The sequence below is a fragment of the Chloroflexus sp. MS-CIW-1 genome (assembly GCF_030444705.1).
GTDB lineage: Bacteria > Chloroflexota > Chloroflexia > Chloroflexales > Chloroflexaceae > Chloroflexus.
This window is the reverse complement of sequence record NZ_JAUBWR010000001.1, coordinates 2,136,390-2,152,234: the sequence shown is the minus strand read 5'-3', so window position 1 is coordinate 2,152,234 and position 15,845 is coordinate 2,136,390. Positions and strand designations below refer to the sequence as shown.

The window sequence follows — 15,845 nt, the reverse complement described above, 5'->3', positions numbered from 1 at the left end:
AACCTATCGCGCTGCTCGTCCTCACTCAGCGTTGAGTGAGGACGAGACGGCGAACCGCCATTATTTTATTTTGCGCCGGAACCTTATGCAAGTACTCAAACACTGGTCAATCGTATTCGTTCTCCTGATCGTCGGTTGTGGCAGTGTTGCGCCACCAGTACCAACTCGTTCAGCGGTAGAACTCCGTCAGACCCAACTCGCCCTCCAGGGTCTACCGACAGTGCCGCCAGCACCCGATGAATTACGCCGACCAACGGTAACACCTTCACCACCTATTGATCTGATCGAGATCCTCAATCTGACCGCTGATGATCCGCGGGCGTTGGGTGATCCGAACGCTCCGGTGTTAATGATCGAATTCACCGACTACGAATGCCCGTTCTGTGCCCGCTTTGTCAGTGAAACCCTGCCACGCCTGATCCGTGAATTCGTCGAGACCGGCCTGGTCAGGCTGGTGGTGCGCGACTTTCCGCTGACATCGATCCACCCTTCGGCAGTACTGGCGGCCAGTGTTGCCCACTGCGCGGCGGCGCAGAACCAGTTCTGGCCGATGTACGAGCTGCTCTTCCAGAGCCACGGTGTCGAATGGGGTGGCGTCCCGCGTCGTGACCGGGCAGCTTTGATCGAGCTGGCCGGTAACCTGGGGATCGCTACCGATCAATTGACTGCCTGCCTCGACGATCCAACGACTGAAGCGACGATTAGCGCCGAGATCGAGGCAGCAACGCGGCTGGGCATCAATTCGACCCCTAACTTCATTATCAATGGTCAAATCGTGCGGGGCGCTTTGCCGTTTGAGAACTTTGCCGGCCTGATCCGGCAACTGCTTAGACAGTAGCGTCTGCGAAAGGTAGGGCTTTTCAACAGGTTTTTCCTGGCTGGCAAATAAAGGAGAAGGATAGGTTTTCGATGACAATGGTCATCATGCAGGCCATTCAGTAAGGCGCGACGCCACCATTGCCCCTGATGACGCCAGGTGACGATCACCTCCGGGGCGGCGATGATGACTAGGGTGACAATCATCGCCCCGTCCATCCCATCGATACGGTCAATTGTAGGCATTCGGGTGGACAGATCGTACCGACGGTGGCGATCCGATCTCCATTATCGGCGCCGTACCCCATCAGTGACAATGGCAGTGACATCGGCGTGACCCCATTACAGCAGTTCGGAAGAGAGCGAACTTAGTGGTGAGCCGTAATCGAGTGAAGCCGTTCTGAATCTTGGTTCTATCACAATGCTTCTGAATCGGCTCTATCGGAGATATTAGTATTTAATCACGCTCTGACAACCACTAACCACTCTGTGGTATCATACACAGTGCTGAGAACCTGTTTTCCTGCTCGCGGAATGTTCTTGTAATAAAGGAGTGTAGACAGCTATGCCACGGCTAAGTGATGCTGAAATTGCCGAACAGTTGGCGCAGCGCCCTGATTGGAGTCTTGAGAACAACGAGATTGTTCGTACTTTCCGCCTGGCGAACTTCCCCGCCGCGATTGCCTTCGTGACCCACGTTGCATTTCTGGCCGAAGCAGCCGGTCATCATCCCGATATTGATATTCGTTATAATCGAGTGCGGTTGGCGCTGACCACGCACGATGCGGGTGGATTGACCGAAAAAGACTTTGCGTTGGCGGCTGCGATTGATGAGATCATGGGCTAATGCCACTCGTAAACACGACAACCGGTGATCTGTTTGTGATGCGGCGTGGTTCGTCCGGGCTGCCGCTCATCTTTATTCACGGCGCCGGTGGCAGTAGTCGGCATTGGGGACGATTGCTTACCCTATTGCCGTCGACCATCCAGATGATCGCGGTTGATTTACCCGGCCATGGACGATCACCGGCGAGCGAGTCCATTTCGATTGCCGACTATGCTCTGCACGTGATTTCGCTGCACCAGGCTCTCGGCTTACCACCGGCACTTGTCGTCGGTCATTCAATGGGTGGCGCCATCGCATTGCAGATCGCGTTGACCGCGCCGCACATAGTGGCCGGGCTGGGATTGGTGAGCACCGCAGCCCGTTTACGTGTCGCTCCGGCGCTACTCACCGGGCTGGCCGGTGATCTCGCGGCGCGCCGTGAAGCGATCACAACGCTGGTCAACTGGTTATTCAGCCCAACAGCAAGCCCCGACCTGATCACCGATGCCCTGGCCGAATATACCGCGCTCGATCCGGCACTCTTACTGGCCGATCTCCGCGCCTGTGACGGTTTTGATCTCCGTTCACGACTGGCCGAAATTCGTTGTCCGGCACTGGTGATCACCGGAACTGATGATCGACTGACGCCGCCAAAACTCGGCGCCGAGCTGGCGGCTGGGCTTGGTGTTCCCCACCAGCTCCTGACCGATGTTGGTCATATGCCGATGTTGGAAGCACCTGACCGCCTGTCCGATCAGCTTTTACACCTGCTGCTTGCCTGCAATAAGTAGCTCACGTAGAATGAAAAGAGCGGTCAAAAGAAGGACAATTTTATATCTACCGAGGAGGCGATCATGGAATTCCAGCTTACCGAAGATCAACTGATGCTGCGCGACATGGTGCGTCAGTTTGTCGAAAAAGAGGCCAAACCAACCGTCGCCGAGCGAGACGAACACGCTCGCTGGCCGACCGAGCTGGTACGTAAGATGGGTGAACTCGGTCTGATGGGAGTTGCTGTCAGCGAGGAGTATGGCGGCGCTGGGATGGATTATGTCTCGTATGCGATCGTGATCGAGGAATTATCACGGGTCGATCCCTCGCTGGGCGTGATCGCCTCGGTGAATAACTCGCTAGTCTGCTACGGGATCGAGAAGTTCGGCACTGAAGAGCAAAAGCGTGAGTTGTTGACACCTCTTGCCAGTGGTCGGATGCTTGGTGCGTTCTCGCTCAGCGAGCCAGGCGCTGGGTCGGATGCTGCCGCTCAGCGCACCACTGCCGTGCGTGATGGCGATTACTATATCATCAACGGTGTGAAAAATTGGGTCACCAACGGCGATCACGCCGATACCATCATTCTGATGGCAATGACCGATCCGAGCAAAGGGACCAAAGGAATCACCGCCTTCCTGGTTGACACCCACGCTCCCGGCTGTCGTGTCGTCAAGGTTGAAAACAAACTGGGCATTCGCAGCGCTCATAGCTGCCAGATGGCGTATGACAATTACCGTCTACCGGCGTGGCGCCGTCTTGGTGAAGAGGGTCAGGGCTTCAAAATCGCGATGACCATCCTCAACGCCGGACGAATCGGGATTGCCGCACAAGCGGTCGGGATTGCGCAGGGAGCCTTCGAGGCGGCTCTGGAATACAGCAAGGTGCGTGAACAATTCGGCAAACCGATTCACGAATTCCAAGCAGTTGGCTTTACGCTCGCCGATATGGCAACCCGCATTAAGGCTGCGCGGCTGCTCACCTACGAAGCTGCCTGGCGTAAAGATCAGGGCCTTGACTTTATCAAAGATGCTTCAATGGCGAAACTCTTTGCCTCAGAGACAGCAATGTGGGTCGCCACAAAGGCCGTGCAACTCCACGGATCGAATGGCTATTCAAAGGAATATCCGGTAGAACGCTTCTTCCGTGATGCCAAGATTACGGAGATTTATGAGGGAACGAGTGAGATTCAGCGCCTGGTGATCAGCCGTGAACTGGTGCGCTGATCAAACAGACGGCGGCGCTGCGTCGCTCTTATAGAAGCTATGCGTCTGATTTTTGTGCGACACGGCGAGACACCGTGGAATCGAACACTGCAATATCAGGGCCAGGCGCCAATCCCGCTCAATGAGCGCGGCCGTGAACAGGCACGTCGGGCAGGACAGCGCCTGGCTCGCAGTGGGGCGGTGGCACTCTACAGTAGCGATCTGCCTCGCGCATGGGAAACTGCCGAGATTATTGGTGAGTATGTTCATCTCCACCCGATTGCAATGCCCGATCTGCGCGAGATTGATGTCGGGTTGTGGCAAGGGCTAACGCCAACAGAGCTGTATCAGCGGTTTCCCGAGCATATGCGCGAGTACGACCGTGACCCAGCGCATACCGTTCGCCTCGGCGGTGAAAGTTATGCCCAACTCCAGGCAAGAGTTCTGCGGGCTTTCACGCAGATCGAGGCGGCCCACCGGACAGGTGAAACGATTATCGTGGTCTCGCACGGTGGCTCAATTCGGGCGTTATTCTGTCATATTATCGGTCTTGATCTGGTAAACTTCGGTAAATTATGGCTCGACAACGGTTCGTTGAGCGAAATCGTCCGCGGGCGAAGTGGCTGGCGGCTATTACGGATGAACGATGTCGCCCACCTTGAAGACCTGGTGGTAGAAGGCGGCGAGTAGACGTATGAGCGGACGAACGACTGCTGTTGAACATGATTTGCTGTCGGCAAACATTCGGGCGCTGGGTGATATTCTTGGTCGGGTAATTACCGGACAGCACGGCGAAACAACGCTGAACCTTGTTGAACAGGTGCGCCGTATGGCGAAGGAATTGCGTAACGCTCCTACGCAAACCGATCCCAATGCCCTGCCGCGCCTGATCGCTGACCTCAGCCTCTCGCAGTTACAAAGTCTGGTTAAGGCATTTACCCTCTATTTCGGTTTGGTCAATCTGGCCGAAGGGGTTGAACGTTTACGGGCACTGCGTGCTCGCGATGTGCGCCATGCCCCTGCGCCGCGTGCTGAGAGCATCGCCGACGCTATCCATCTGCTAAAGCAACATGGAGTACCGGCAGCAGCAATCCAGGAATGGCTGGATCATGCACTGATCATGCCGGTACTCACCGCACACCCTACCGAATCGCGACGGCGAACGATTTTGATCAAGCTGCGCCGCATCTTCGATAGGCTGATCGATCTGACATTCGGGGAGCGGCTGGTTTTACCGGCTGACCGTCAGGCCGCTATCACGGCCATCGAACGCGAAATCGTTGGTCTCTGGCAGAGTGATGATGTTCGGAACCGGCGACCCTCAGTGCTCGATGAGGTCGAGAACGGTCTGTTTTATTTTCAGACGGTGCTCTGGGACCTGTTGCCACTCCTTTACCGTGAGACTGCCGAGGCGCTTACTGCCGCGTACCCCGACCATCAGTGGCATCTGCCGCCTTTCCTCCGCTTCGGAAGCTGGATGGGTGGTGACCGCGATGGCAATCCCTTTGTGACGCCAGAAGTCACGGTCGAGACGGTGCGTCTGATGCGGAGCGCAATGCTGCGTTACCTGATTGGATGCCTTGATCGCCTGATTACCGATCTCAGTCAGTCGGTACAGCAGGTGAAGGTTGATACTGCGATCATCGACCGGATTGCCGAGTACCGTGAACTGATGCCTGACGCGGCGGCAACGCTCAACCCACATTACCGCTGCGAACCGTACCGTCAGTTATGTCACTTCATTCAAGCCCGCTTGCAGAAAACACTGCACTACACCTTACACCATACCCCTCGTTGGGGTGCCGATCCGCAGCCCCCGCGCATGCGCGACATCTACTACCATAGTCGTGAACTGTTAGCCGATCTCGATCTGATCGATGCCAGTCTGCGCAACAATGGCGGCGCCTTAATTGCCGATGGCCTGCTCCGCGATGTCCGCACAAACGTAGCCGCCTTTCGTCTGCACACCGCCACCCTCGACGTGCGCCAGCACGCGAGTCGGCATACCACTGCGCTGAGTGAAATCCTGGCTGCCGCTGGTGTCGTGAGTAACTATGAAGCTCTCGATGAGTCTGAACGAGTGGCAGTACTGAGTGTCGAAATTCGGCGACCCCGCCCGCTCACCCCTAGCCGCCTCAGCCACCTTAGCCCGGCAACGGCAGAGACGGTGGAAACATTTCGCGTTATGTCGGCGATCAGCGAACAGCTCGATCCCGAGATTTTTCAGACCTACATCATCTCAACCACCAGCCAAGTCAGTGATCTGCTGGCCGTCTTGCTCTTCTGCCGTGATGCCGGCCTGTATCAGCCCGGCCAATACAGTCAGTTGAATATCGTGCCACTGTTCGAGACCGGTGACGACTTACAACGGGCACCACTCTTGCTCGACGAATTACTGCAATTGCCGGTGTACCGTGAACATCTGGCACTCCGCGATAATCTGCAAGAGGTGATGCTCGGCTATTCTGACAGCAACAAAGAGGGTGGCTTTGTCGCTGCGAACTGGGCACTCTACCGGGCGCAGGTTGCCTTGACAGCCGTCACCGACCGGCACGGTGTCCGTTTACGACTATTCCACGGTCGGGGTGGTGCCGTTGGGCGCGGTGGTGGCCCGGCTGGGCAGGCGATTCTGGCCCAACCGCCGGGTACGCTTCACGGTCAGATTAAAGTGACCGATCAGGGTGAGATGATTTCAGATCGCTATCTCGATCCGCGCACTGCTCATCGCCATCTCGAACAGGTGGTGAATGCCGTGCTCCGCGCCGGTTTCCCCGGCATGGCTCGCCACCCCGAACCAGAGTGGGTTGCCGCAATGGAGCGTATGGCCGAAACGGCGCGGACTGTCTATCGAAGTCTAGTCTACGAAGACCCTGATTTTCTGATCTATTTTCGCAACGCAACTCCGGTTGCTGAATTCAACCGCTTACGGATCGGATCACGTCCGGTCTCGCGGCGTAAGAGTGACCGGATCGAAGACTTGCGCGCCATTCCGTGGGTGTTTAGCTGGATGCAAAGCCGACACACGTTGCCCGGCTGGTTTGGGCTGGGGAGTGCGCTGGAAGAGTTTGCCGAAGCCGATCCCAATTATCTACATCTGCTGCGCACGATGTACCGCCACTGGCCGTTTTTTACCACGTTGCTCGACAACGCGCAGATGATTATGTTAAAAGCCGACATGAACATCGCTCGCGCCTACGCTGGTTTGGTACCGGATCAACAGCTTGCCGCACGCATCTTCCAGCAAATTGAGAACGAATTCCGGCGCACTGAACGGATGATTTGCCAGATCACCGAACAGAACGATCTCTTAGCACATCAACCTGTTCTGCAACGTGCGATTCGGCAGCGCAATCCGTACATTGATCCACTAAGTTTCATTCAGATCGAGTTGCTGAAACGTTTACGGGCTGCGCCACCCGAAGAACAGGTTGAACTGGAAACAGTGCTTCTGATGTCGATTAACGGCATCGCAGCCGGCTTGAAAAATACAGGCTGATGCAAACCAAACGACTCGATACATCACCCGCAGCAATTGCACTGGCCGCTACGCTCATCCGTCGCGGTGAATTGGTCGCCTTCCCGACCGAAACCGTCTATGGACTGGGAGGTCACGCGCTTGACGAGCAAGCGGTGCAGGCGATCTTCACCGCTAAGGGCCGTCCGGCCAGCGATCCGCTGATCGTTCATTTGGCCGATCGTCGTGATCTGCCGCACGTTGCTGCCAGCATCCCGCCACTGGCGGCGCAACTGGCGGCTACCTTCTGGCCCGGCCCGCTCACGCTCATTGTCCCGCGGCATCCACAGGTTCCGCTCGCGGTCACTGCCGGGCGCGAGACAGTAGCAGTGCGTGTACCTGCCCATCCGGTCGCGCAAGCACTCTTGCAGGCCGCCGAGGTACCGGTCGCCGCGCCGAGTGCGAACCGCTTTGGTCACACCAGTCCAACCACCGCCGATCACGTTCTAGCCGACCTCAATGGACGGATCGCTGCCGTGATCGATGGCGGCCCGACCCCAATCGGGATCGAATCGACAGTTCTTGACTGTACCACCACCCCCCCTACCCTGTTGCGTCCTGGCGGAGTGAGCCTTGAAACATTAACAGCATTGATTGGCCCGATCGAGGTTCATCGTTCGTTCAAGACTGATACCGAGGAGACGCAGGGTCTGGTCTCACCTGGACTGCTTGAGCGTCACTACGCTCCCGATCACGAACTGTGGCTCTTTAGTGGCCGACCAGAGGTCGCACGAGCGCACCTGCGAGCCGAGGCTGAACAAGCACTTGCCAGCGGCATGCGCATCGGATTACTCTTGCCCGAGGAAGACCTGGCGCTCATGCGTGATCTACCGGCAGAGGTCGAATCGCTCGGCCCAACCGCCGATCCAGAGGCAATGGCGCGACGGCTCTACGCCGCCTTGCGCGCACTCGACGAGCGCAAACCCGATCGCATGTTTGCCCGTGATTTCGACGATACCGGCCTGGGTCGCGCCCTCCGCGACCGACTACGTCGGGCAGCGACGCGGGTCATCGTGATTGACGGAGAAGAAAGAACAGCATAAAATACGAAATCATGTTCTTCATTTGTGTTGGATTGAAAGACTTATGAACGAAAGCACGAAGCTCATTTTAGGTGATTGTCGAGAGGTATTGAAAGAGATACCAGACAATTCAGTTGATCTTATCTTTACCTCACCACCTTACGCTGATCGCCGTAAAAACACATACGGGGGGATTCATCCTGATGAATATGTGGAATGGTTCCTCCCGATCGGTCAAGAACTCTTACGAGTCCTCAAACCTGATGGGACGTTCATTCTCAACATCAAGGAAAAAGCGGAAAATGGTGAACGCCACACGTATGTTATTGAGTTGATTCTTGCGCTGCGCAAACAGGGATAGTTGTGGACGGAGGAGTTCATTTGGCACAAAAAGAACTGCTACCCTGGAAAATGGCCGAATCGGTTTCGTGACGCCTGGGAACGGTTGCTTCAGTTCAACAAAACGAGACGCTTCAAGATGTTTCAAGAAGCGGTTATGATACCAATGGGGCAATGGGCCGATAAACGACTCAAGAATCTCAGTCAAACCGATCAGGTTCGTGATAATTCAAGAGTAGGAAGCGGCTTCGGAAAGCGAGTAGCAAACTGGCTGGATCGGCAGATGGTATATCCAACGAATGTGCTCCATTTAGCAACCGAAACGAAAAACCGTCGCCACAGCGCTGTCTTTCCAGAGGCGCTCCCTGAGTGGTTTATCAAACTCTTCACTCAGGAAGGTGATATGATCCTCGATCCGTTTATGGGTTCTGGGACAACCATTAAAGTTGCCCGTCGGATGAACCGTCGTGCGATCGGCATCGAGATTCTTCCTGAGTATTTTGCATTGGCGGAAGAGGAAATTGCCCGAGAAGCGCCAAGACTTTTATGAATGATGCAAACCTGATCGAAAAAGTAAGGCAGTATGTATATGCACACATCGGAACGTTTCACGAGTCCAGATTAAACAGCTTGCGCAATCTAGAGCTAAAGCAGTTATTGAAACGTAAAAATCCGTATCTGTTCCGAGCAAAAAAATATTCTCGTTGCTTCTGATCTGATTCGATCACTTCTCGATGCTCATCTCTCTTCACAAGAAGAAACCATGTTTGGTGAGTTTCTTGAAGGTTTAGCGATTTACATTTGCCAGGAAACGTTTAAAGGGAAGAAATCTGTTCGTCCAAGCGTTGACCTGGAGTTTCAAAAAGGACAGGAATATTATCTGGTCTCTGTAAAGTCCGGGCCAAATTGGGGAAATGCCGATCAAATTCGCAAGATGCGAGAGAACTTTCAGGCTGCAATGGAGGAAATCGGGCGATCAAAGCCCGAACTTCGGGTCTTTGCAATCAACGGTTGCTGTTATGGTCAAGATAACGGGGACAAAGGAGGCTATCAGAAGCTCTGTGGTCAGGCATTCTGGTCATTTATTTCAGACGGTGTTGACGAACTATACACACAAATTATCGAACCACTAGGGTTTGAGGCAAGAGAGCGGAATGAAGCATTTCAACGAGCCTATTCTGCAATTATCAATACATTTTCCCAACAATTTATTACAGAATTTTGTGAAAACGGCGAAATCAATGGGGAAACATTGATCAGGTTTAACTCAGCTCGTTTGTCCGTTAAAGAACGTAAACAGCGATATTCTTAAAGAGATAAATGTTGTTGTCAGGAAAGGAGCTATTCAACAATGTCATTCTCAGAAGTCATGTTGATCATTACGTTTATACTCTTACTTGTTGTTCTCTACAAGGTTTTTAAGCAGGATAGTCTACAGCCAAAAGACGTAGAGCATGCTATCTCACGAGCATGGAGTCAATCAGGAATTAAACTTGCAATCATTAAAACCGGAATTCTCGCATACCGGCTCTCGGAGAAAGCAGAACAGATACGCAGCGATGTGAGAACCCTAGCGGAGCAGTTTGAGGCTCTGAGAAGTTCGTGGGAAACTCTATCTACACATGTACGAAATATGAGTAATAAGATGCAAGAAGTAGACCGTGTATACAAACGACTTAGTAATGATTTTGAACGTATCAAGCAAGACGTAGGATAGGTAATAGGGACACGGCACTGCCGTGTCCCTACTCACGAAACCGGTAGCGACGGGTTGCCAACCTTCCCGTTCGCAAATGGCGTACCGCTCGCTCGCATGCTGTTGCTGGCAGCGCTGGTGAGTCTGGTCGCTTGCGCCTTGTACGTTCGGCTCCGCGGCTTTCTGGATTGAACAGCCAACTCGATGCCGTTGCGCCACAATCGGAGATCGATCAATTCACCGGCTAGCTCACGCGCCGCAGCCAGCCCGATGGCATACCCCTTTTCGGGCGTACTCAAATCGAGGGTTGCAATAGAGGTCACATCCGGCTGGATGAGGAGGTCTGGCGGATGCTGTTGCAGACGGAGTTCGGTCGCCTCGGCCATCAGCAGGCTGAGCGCCCGTTGTGCAACGGCAAACTGTTTTGGCGCAAACATGAAGCGGGCAAACAGACTGTCGTTCTCTTCAGACTGGAGCGAAAATCCGGCCTGCGCATCGCGCAGGTCGACGGCAATCACCCGCTGCGCACCCAATTCATAGGCGACATCAACCGGTAAATTGTTGAGAATACCACCATCGGCGAGCAGCATATCGCCGTAGGGTACCGGTGGGAAGAGCGCCGGTAAGGCAGTCGTTGCTAGCAACGCCGGAACTAACGGCCCTTCGCGCAAAACGACCATCTCACCACTGACCAGATCGGTCGCTACGACAGCGCACGGAATGCTGAGGTCGGCAAACGTGCGCTGACCGAGAAGACGGTACAACATCTCTTCGCGCCGACGCTGACCGATGATGCCGGTACCGCTCGGATCAGGCGTGGCGATCCGGCGCAGGGCACTCTGGCGAAAGACATCTTGGATTGCAGGCAGATCAAAGCCTGCTGCATAGAGAACTGCCACCGCGCCACCAGCCGAGGTACCGACGATGAGATCAATGGGAATATCCAGGTCACGAATGACCTGCAAGACACCGATGTGCGCGGCACCTTTCCCACCACCCCCACTGAGCGCCAGCCCCAACCGCCGTTCTGCCGATGGTACAGCAGGTTGATGAATACGTTCTCGGATATGTTTGATCCAGCTTATGATGCTCATAATTCCAATTATACGTTACCTGTCTATATCAGACAGCGACTTGCGACCGATTTAGTGACTATCCGGAATACCCTGTCTTAGAAGAAGATTCGGTTGAGGCGCAGCGGCGCTGCGCCCGTACATCTGTTAGATTTTAGATTTTATCCGCCGTACCGTGAGACGATTATTCGGATATGCTTTTAGCGGTGAAACCTCTTACCAATCCCCAAACCCTTATCTTCTCCCACTAGCGGAGCGGAATCGGTTCCTTCCACTCCCCGTTTCTTCTATCTTCTCGTTCCGCTTCACAACCGATGATTTCATGGTATACTCCTCGTATCACGAACGACATGCTCGCGTCTTGTTTGCGCCTATGTCTTTTCCTCACGGCTATGCTCTAATTGTTGGTGTTGGTCATTACCGCTTTGCGCCTTATCTGAACGTACCGTGTACTGTGAACGATGCCGAAGCGGTAGCGATGCTATTGCATGATCCCCATTTTTGCGGTTATCCCCCTGCCAACGTGACGCTCCTCACCGGCGAGCAGGCTACTCGCGACGAAGTACTGACGGCGCTTGACACTCTCGCCAAGCGCACCACGCCCACCGACACGATTCTGCTCTTCTACAGTGGCCACGGTGAGTACAGCGCCGATGGTGCCTATGTGCTGACCACTCACGACACCCGCTTTGACAACGGTGGTAAGGTTGTAGCCGGTACTGCTGTTAGTCAGACCGACCTGATCACCGCGCTGCGGGCAATTCCGGCTCAACGGGTGCTGGTGCTGATCAACGCCTGCCACGCCGGTGAACTCTCGCCGACCCTCGGCGCCGGTCAACCGGCGGTCGTCGGGCAGCCATTTCCGCAGCAAACGGCTGACGCTCTGCTCACCACCGGCAGCGGGCGGATCATTATCACCGCCTGCCGTGAAGACCAGGTAGCGTACATCGGTTCCGGTCCGCTCACGATTTTCGCCCAAGCATTGACCAACGGACTGCGTGGGCAGGGGGTGAGTGGACGTGCCGGGTTCATCAGCGCCTTTGACCTCTACACCTACCTCTATTTCGCCGTGCGCGAGGCGGTGGAACGGCAGGTACCGCTAGCCTTGCGACAGCGCTACACCATGACTCAGGAGCCGGAGCTAACGGTGCTGAAGGGAGTGGGGCCGTTTGCGGTCGCCCTATTCCGCGGCGCAACCCAGCTCGGCGATTTTCCCGCTGACCATACCCCACCGCCGGAGACGGCGATACGCACGGTTGAGCCATCACGCAGCCGTTGGGCGTTCCAGCAGATCGTTAGCGAGCGGGCGGTAGTTGCCGATTCGGTCAACGACAGCACGATCATTACCGGCGATGGTAATACCGTCGTGCAGGGTGATGTTATCAATACCGGTCATATCAGCGGCAGCGGGATTGCGATTGGGCGCGGGGCGCAGGCGCATGTGCAGGGGATACCATCCGCCGCGTCGGTAGCCGCGCTTTTCGTGCCGGTTGAGAAGACTATCCGGCAGCGCCCTGACGATCCGACGGTGACGAAGGATGAATTGCTGGCGACGGTCAGATGGATCGCCGACGAGGTAGCGCAGGGCGCTCAGGCGAATGAACAGCGCCTGATCCGGTTGCTGCACGCACTGGCTACCACTGCGCCCGACATCTTCGCGCCGGTGGTGACGATCCTGCAAACACAGTCTATTTGTGCAGCGGCAGTACGGGCAGCACTCCAGGTGCAGCGTGATGGAAATTGAGCAGATGTGCAGAATGATCGACATCCTGGGTGCGCGGGCGTCCCCGCCCGCATTACGTAAACCGACATTCATGGCGGTCACCGCGTGGCACACGTGCGGCAGGAGCGCCCTACTCAAGCCGTAGACCGCCATAAATGGCGGTCACCGCGTGGAACACGTGTGGCAGGAGCGCCCTGCTCAAGCCGTAGACCGCCATTTATGGCGGTCAGGAAAGGCTTGCGGAAAGTGAGCATGATAGCAGTTCCCACAGCGGTTGAACCAATGGGACAGAGTTGAACGCTCCCAGCGTCGCGCTCCCGACACACTGACCGCAATGAATTGCGGTCTACGCTGTCTAAATGTAAAAGCGCTGTCGTACACCGGCTTGGCAAACGGGCGACACACTGACCGCAATGAATTGCGGTCTACGCTTTGCCGAAAACGGCTCAAGCCGTAGACCGCCATTTATGGCGGTCACCGCGTGGCACACGTGCGGCAGGAGCGCCCTACTCAAGCCGTAGACCGACATTCATGTCGGTCTCAGCTACGTAGACCGCCATTTATGGCGGTCAGGAAAGGCTTACGGAAAGTGAGCATGATAGCAGTTCCCGTAGAAGTTGAACCAATGGGACAGAGTTGAACGCTCCCAGCGTCGCGCTCCCGACACCGCGACCGCAATACATTGCGGTCTACGCTGTCTAAATGTAAAAGCGCTGTCGTACACCGGCTTGGCAAACGGGCGACACACTGACCGCAATGAATTGCGGTCTACGCGGTGCCGAAAACGGCTCAATCCGTAGACCGACATTCATGTCGGTCTCAGCTACGTAGACTGCCATTTATGGCGGTCAGGAAAGGCTTACGGAAAGTGAGCATGATAGCAGTTCCCGTAGAAGTTGAACCAATGGGACAGAGTTGAACGCTCCCAGCGTCGCGCTCCCGACACACTGACCGCAATGAATTGCGGTCTACGCTGTCTAAATGTAAAAGCGCTATCGTACACCGGCTTGGCAAACGGGCGACACACTGACCGCAATGAATTGCGGTCTACGCGGTGCCGAAAACGGCTCAATCCGTAGACCGCCATTTATGGCGGTCACCGCGTGGCACACGTGCGGCAGGAGCGCCCTACTCAAGCCGTAGACCGCCATTCATGTCGGTCTCAGCTACGTAGACCGCCATTTATGGCGGTCAGGAAAGGCTTATGGAAAATTGAGAACTATAGCAGTTCCCGTAGAAGTTGAACCAATGGGACAGAGTTACACGCTCCCAGCGTCGCGCTTCCGACACCGCGACCGCAATGAATTGCGGTCTACGCTGTCTAAATGTAAAAGCGCTGTCGTACACCGGCTTGGCAAACGGGCGACACACTGACCGCACTAAATTGCGGTCTACGCGGTGCCGAAAACGGCTCAAGCCGTAGACCGCCATTTATGGCGGTCACCGCGTGGCACACGTGCGGCAGGAGCGCCCTACTCAAGCCGTAGACCGACATGAATGTCGGTCTCAGCTACGTAGACCGCCATTTATGGCGGTCAGGAAAGGCTTATGGAAAATTGAGAACTATAGCAGTTCCCGTAGAAGTTGAACCAATGGGACAGAGTTGAACGCTCCCAGCGTCGCGCTCCCGACACCGCGACCGCAATGAATTGCGGTCTACGCTGTCTAAATGTAAAAGCGCTGTCGTACACCGGCTTGGCAAACGGGCGACACACTGACCGCACTAAATTGCGGTCTACGCTTTGCCGAAAACGGCTCAAGCCGTAGACCGCCATTTATGGCGGTCACCGCGTGGCACACGTGCGGCAGGAGCGCCCTACTCAAGCCGTAGACCGACATTCATATCGGTCTCAGCTACGTAGACCGCCATTTATGGCGGTCAGGAAAGGCTTATGGAAAATTGAGAACTATAGCAGTTCCCGTAGAAGTTGAACCAACGGGACAGAGTTACACGCTCCCAGCGTCGCACTCCTGACACCGCGACCGCAATACATTGCGGTCTACGCTGTCTAAATGTAAAAGCGCTGTCGTACACCGGCTTGGCAAACGGGCGACACACTGACCGCAATACATCGCGGTCTACGCGGTGCCGAAAACGGCTCAAGCCGTAGACCGCCATTCATGTCGGTCTCAGCTACACGGGCGACACACTGACCGCAATGAATTGCGGTCTACGCTGTCTAAATGTAAAAGCGCTGTCGTACACCGGCTTGGCAAACGGGCGACACACTGACCGCAATACATTGCGGTCTACGCGGTGCCGAAAACGGCTCAATCTGTAGACCGACATTCATGTCGGTCTCAGCTACACGGGCGACACACTGACCGCAATGAATTGCGGTCTACGCTGTCTAAATGTAAAAGCGCTGTCGTACACCGGCTTGGCAAACGGGCGACACACTGACCGCAATGAATTGCGGTCTACGCGGTGCCGAAAACGGCTCAGTCCGTAGACCGCCATTTATGGCGGTCAGGAAAGGCTTATGGAAAATTGAGAACTATAGCAGTTCCCACAGCGGTTGAACCAACGGGACAGAGTTACACGCTCCCAGCGTCGCGCTCCTGACACCGTGACCGCAATACATTGCGGTCTACGCTGTCTAAATGTAAAAGCGCTGTCGTACACCGGCTTGGCAAACGGGCGACACACTGACCGCAATGAATTGCGGTCTACACGGTGCCGAAAACGGCTCAAGCCGTAGACCGACATTTATGGCGGTCACCGCGTGGCACACGTGCGGCAGGAGCGCCCTACTCAAGCCGTAGACCGACATTTATGTCGGTCTCAGCTACGTAGACCGCCATTCATGGCAGTCAGGGAAGGCTTGCGGAAAGTGAGCATGATAGCAGTTCCCACAGCGGT

Annotated in this window: 12 protein-coding genes and 1 pseudogene; 11 read left to right on the top strand and 2 right to left on the bottom strand. The window is 55.4% G+C overall.

The features are described 5' to 3' along the window. Window positions 1-85: 85 nt before the first annotated feature. Entirely contained in the window at window positions 86-838 is a 753-nt protein-coding gene (locus tag QTO31_RS08660; protein WP_301428779.1) for a DsbA family protein, read from the top strand. A gap of 181 nt (window positions 839-1,019) precedes the next feature. Here QTO31_RS08660 and QTO31_RS08655 read toward each other — a convergent pair whose 3' ends face one another. Next, the gene (locus tag QTO31_RS08655) at window positions 1,020-1,145 is read right to left on the bottom strand and encodes a hypothetical protein (RefSeq protein WP_301428778.1); all 126 of its coding nucleotides are present in this window, start codon (window positions 1,143-1,145) and stop codon (window positions 1,020-1,022) included. Between the two features lie 236 nt (window positions 1,146-1,381). Between QTO31_RS08655 and QTO31_RS08650 the strand changes: the two genes are divergently transcribed. The 9 genes and pseudogenes from QTO31_RS08650 (at window position 1,382) to QTO31_RS08615 (ending at window position 9,802) form a co-directional block, all read left to right on the top strand. Then, window positions 1,382-1,663 carry a 4a-hydroxytetrahydrobiopterin dehydratase gene (locus QTO31_RS08650; RefSeq protein ID WP_031458765.1) on the top strand — a complete coding sequence of 94 codons (282 nt, stop codon included), beginning with the start codon at window positions 1,382-1,384 and terminating at the stop codon, window positions 1,661-1,663. Next, window positions 1,663-2,433 carry an alpha/beta fold hydrolase gene (locus tag QTO31_RS08645; protein WP_301428777.1) on the top strand — a complete coding sequence of 257 codons (771 nt, stop codon included), beginning with the start codon at window positions 1,663-1,665 and terminating at the stop codon, window positions 2,431-2,433. The genes QTO31_RS08650 and QTO31_RS08645 overlap by 1 nt, the downstream gene beginning before the upstream one ends. Before the next feature lie 63 nt (window positions 2,434-2,496). Next, window positions 2,497-3,636: an acyl-CoA dehydrogenase gene (locus QTO31_RS08640; RefSeq protein WP_031458767.1), complete on the top strand. Its 1,140-nt coding sequence runs from the start codon at window positions 2,497-2,499 to the stop codon at window positions 3,634-3,636. A 39-nt stretch (window positions 3,637-3,675) separates the two neighbouring features. Further along, window positions 3,676-4,305: a histidine phosphatase family protein gene (locus QTO31_RS08635; RefSeq protein ID WP_301428776.1), complete on the top strand. Its 630-nt coding sequence runs from the start codon at window positions 3,676-3,678 to the stop codon at window positions 4,303-4,305. Window positions 4,306-4,309: 4 nt separating this feature from the next. Then, entirely contained in the window at window positions 4,310-7,111 is a 2,802-nt protein-coding gene (ppc, locus tag QTO31_RS08630) for a phosphoenolpyruvate carboxylase (RefSeq protein WP_301428775.1), read from the top strand. Next, window positions 7,111-8,172, top strand: a complete 1,062-nt coding sequence (locus QTO31_RS08625; protein ID WP_301428774.1) for an L-threonylcarbamoyladenylate synthase — start codon at window positions 7,111-7,113, stop codon at window positions 8,170-8,172. Before ppc ends, QTO31_RS08625 begins: the two co-directional genes overlap by 1 nt. A gap of 43 nt (window positions 8,173-8,215) precedes the next feature. Beyond that, window positions 8,216-9,040 (top strand): annotated as a pseudogene (locus tag QTO31_RS08620) (DNA-methyltransferase). After that, window positions 9,037-9,204 carry a PmeII family type II restriction endonuclease gene (locus tag QTO31_RS19265; protein WP_367620619.1) on the top strand — a complete coding sequence of 56 codons (168 nt, stop codon included), beginning with the start codon at window positions 9,037-9,039 and terminating at the stop codon, window positions 9,202-9,204. Before QTO31_RS08620 ends, QTO31_RS19265 begins: the two are co-directional and overlap by 4 nt. Beyond that, window positions 9,161-9,802 carry a PmeII family type II restriction endonuclease gene (locus QTO31_RS08615; protein ID WP_367620637.1) on the top strand — a complete coding sequence of 214 codons (642 nt, stop codon included), beginning with the start codon at window positions 9,161-9,163 and terminating at the stop codon, window positions 9,800-9,802. Before QTO31_RS19265 ends, QTO31_RS08615 begins: the two co-directional genes overlap by 44 nt. Before the next feature lie 437 nt (window positions 9,803-10,239). On the opposite strand, the gene QTO31_RS08610 is transcribed toward QTO31_RS08615, so the two are convergent. Next, on the bottom strand, window positions 10,240-11,280 hold the full coding sequence (locus QTO31_RS08610; protein ID WP_301428773.1) for a patatin-like phospholipase family protein: 1,041 nt from the start codon (window positions 11,278-11,280) through the stop codon (window positions 10,240-10,242). A gap of 352 nt (window positions 11,281-11,632) precedes the next feature. Between QTO31_RS08610 and QTO31_RS08605 the strand changes: the two genes are divergently transcribed. Then, entirely contained in the window at window positions 11,633-13,003 is a 1,371-nt protein-coding gene (locus tag QTO31_RS08605; protein ID WP_301428772.1) for a caspase family protein, read from the top strand. Window positions 13,004-15,845 lie beyond the last annotated feature (2,842 nt).

Bases quoted from the DNA above. Each gene is read 5' to 3' on its own strand.
- ppc (WP_301428775.1), top strand. From the start codon at position 4,310: ATGAGCGGACGAACGACTGCTGTTGAACATGATTTGCTGTCGGCAAAC.
- QTO31_RS08645 (WP_301428777.1), top strand. From the start codon at position 1,663: ATGCCACTCGTAAACACGACAACCGGTGATCTGTTTGTGATGCGGCGT.
- QTO31_RS08655 (WP_301428778.1), bottom strand. From the start codon at position 1,145: ATGTCACTGCCATTGTCACTGATGGGGTACGGCGCCGATAATGGAGAT.
- QTO31_RS08650 (WP_031458765.1), top strand. From the start codon at position 1,382: ATGCCACGGCTAAGTGATGCTGAAATTGCCGAACAGTTGGCGCAGCGC.
- QTO31_RS08635 (WP_301428776.1), top strand. From the start codon at position 3,676: ATGCGTCTGATTTTTGTGCGACACGGCGAGACACCGTGGAATCGAACA.
- QTO31_RS08605 (WP_301428772.1), top strand. From the start codon at position 11,633: ATGTCTTTTCCTCACGGCTATGCTCTAATTGTTGGTGTTGGTCATTAC.
- QTO31_RS08625 (WP_301428774.1), top strand. From the start codon at position 7,111: ATGCAAACCAAACGACTCGATACATCACCCGCAGCAATTGCACTGGCC.
- QTO31_RS08660 (WP_301428779.1), top strand. From the start codon at position 86: ATGCAAGTACTCAAACACTGGTCAATCGTATTCGTTCTCCTGATCGTC.
- QTO31_RS19265 (WP_367620619.1), top strand. From the start codon at position 9,037: ATGAATGATGCAAACCTGATCGAAAAAGTAAGGCAGTATGTATATGCA.
- QTO31_RS08610 (WP_301428773.1), bottom strand. From the start codon at position 11,280: ATGAGCATCATAAGCTGGATCAAACATATCCGAGAACGTATTCATCAA.
- QTO31_RS08640 (WP_031458767.1), top strand. From the start codon at position 2,497: ATGGAATTCCAGCTTACCGAAGATCAACTGATGCTGCGCGACATGGTG.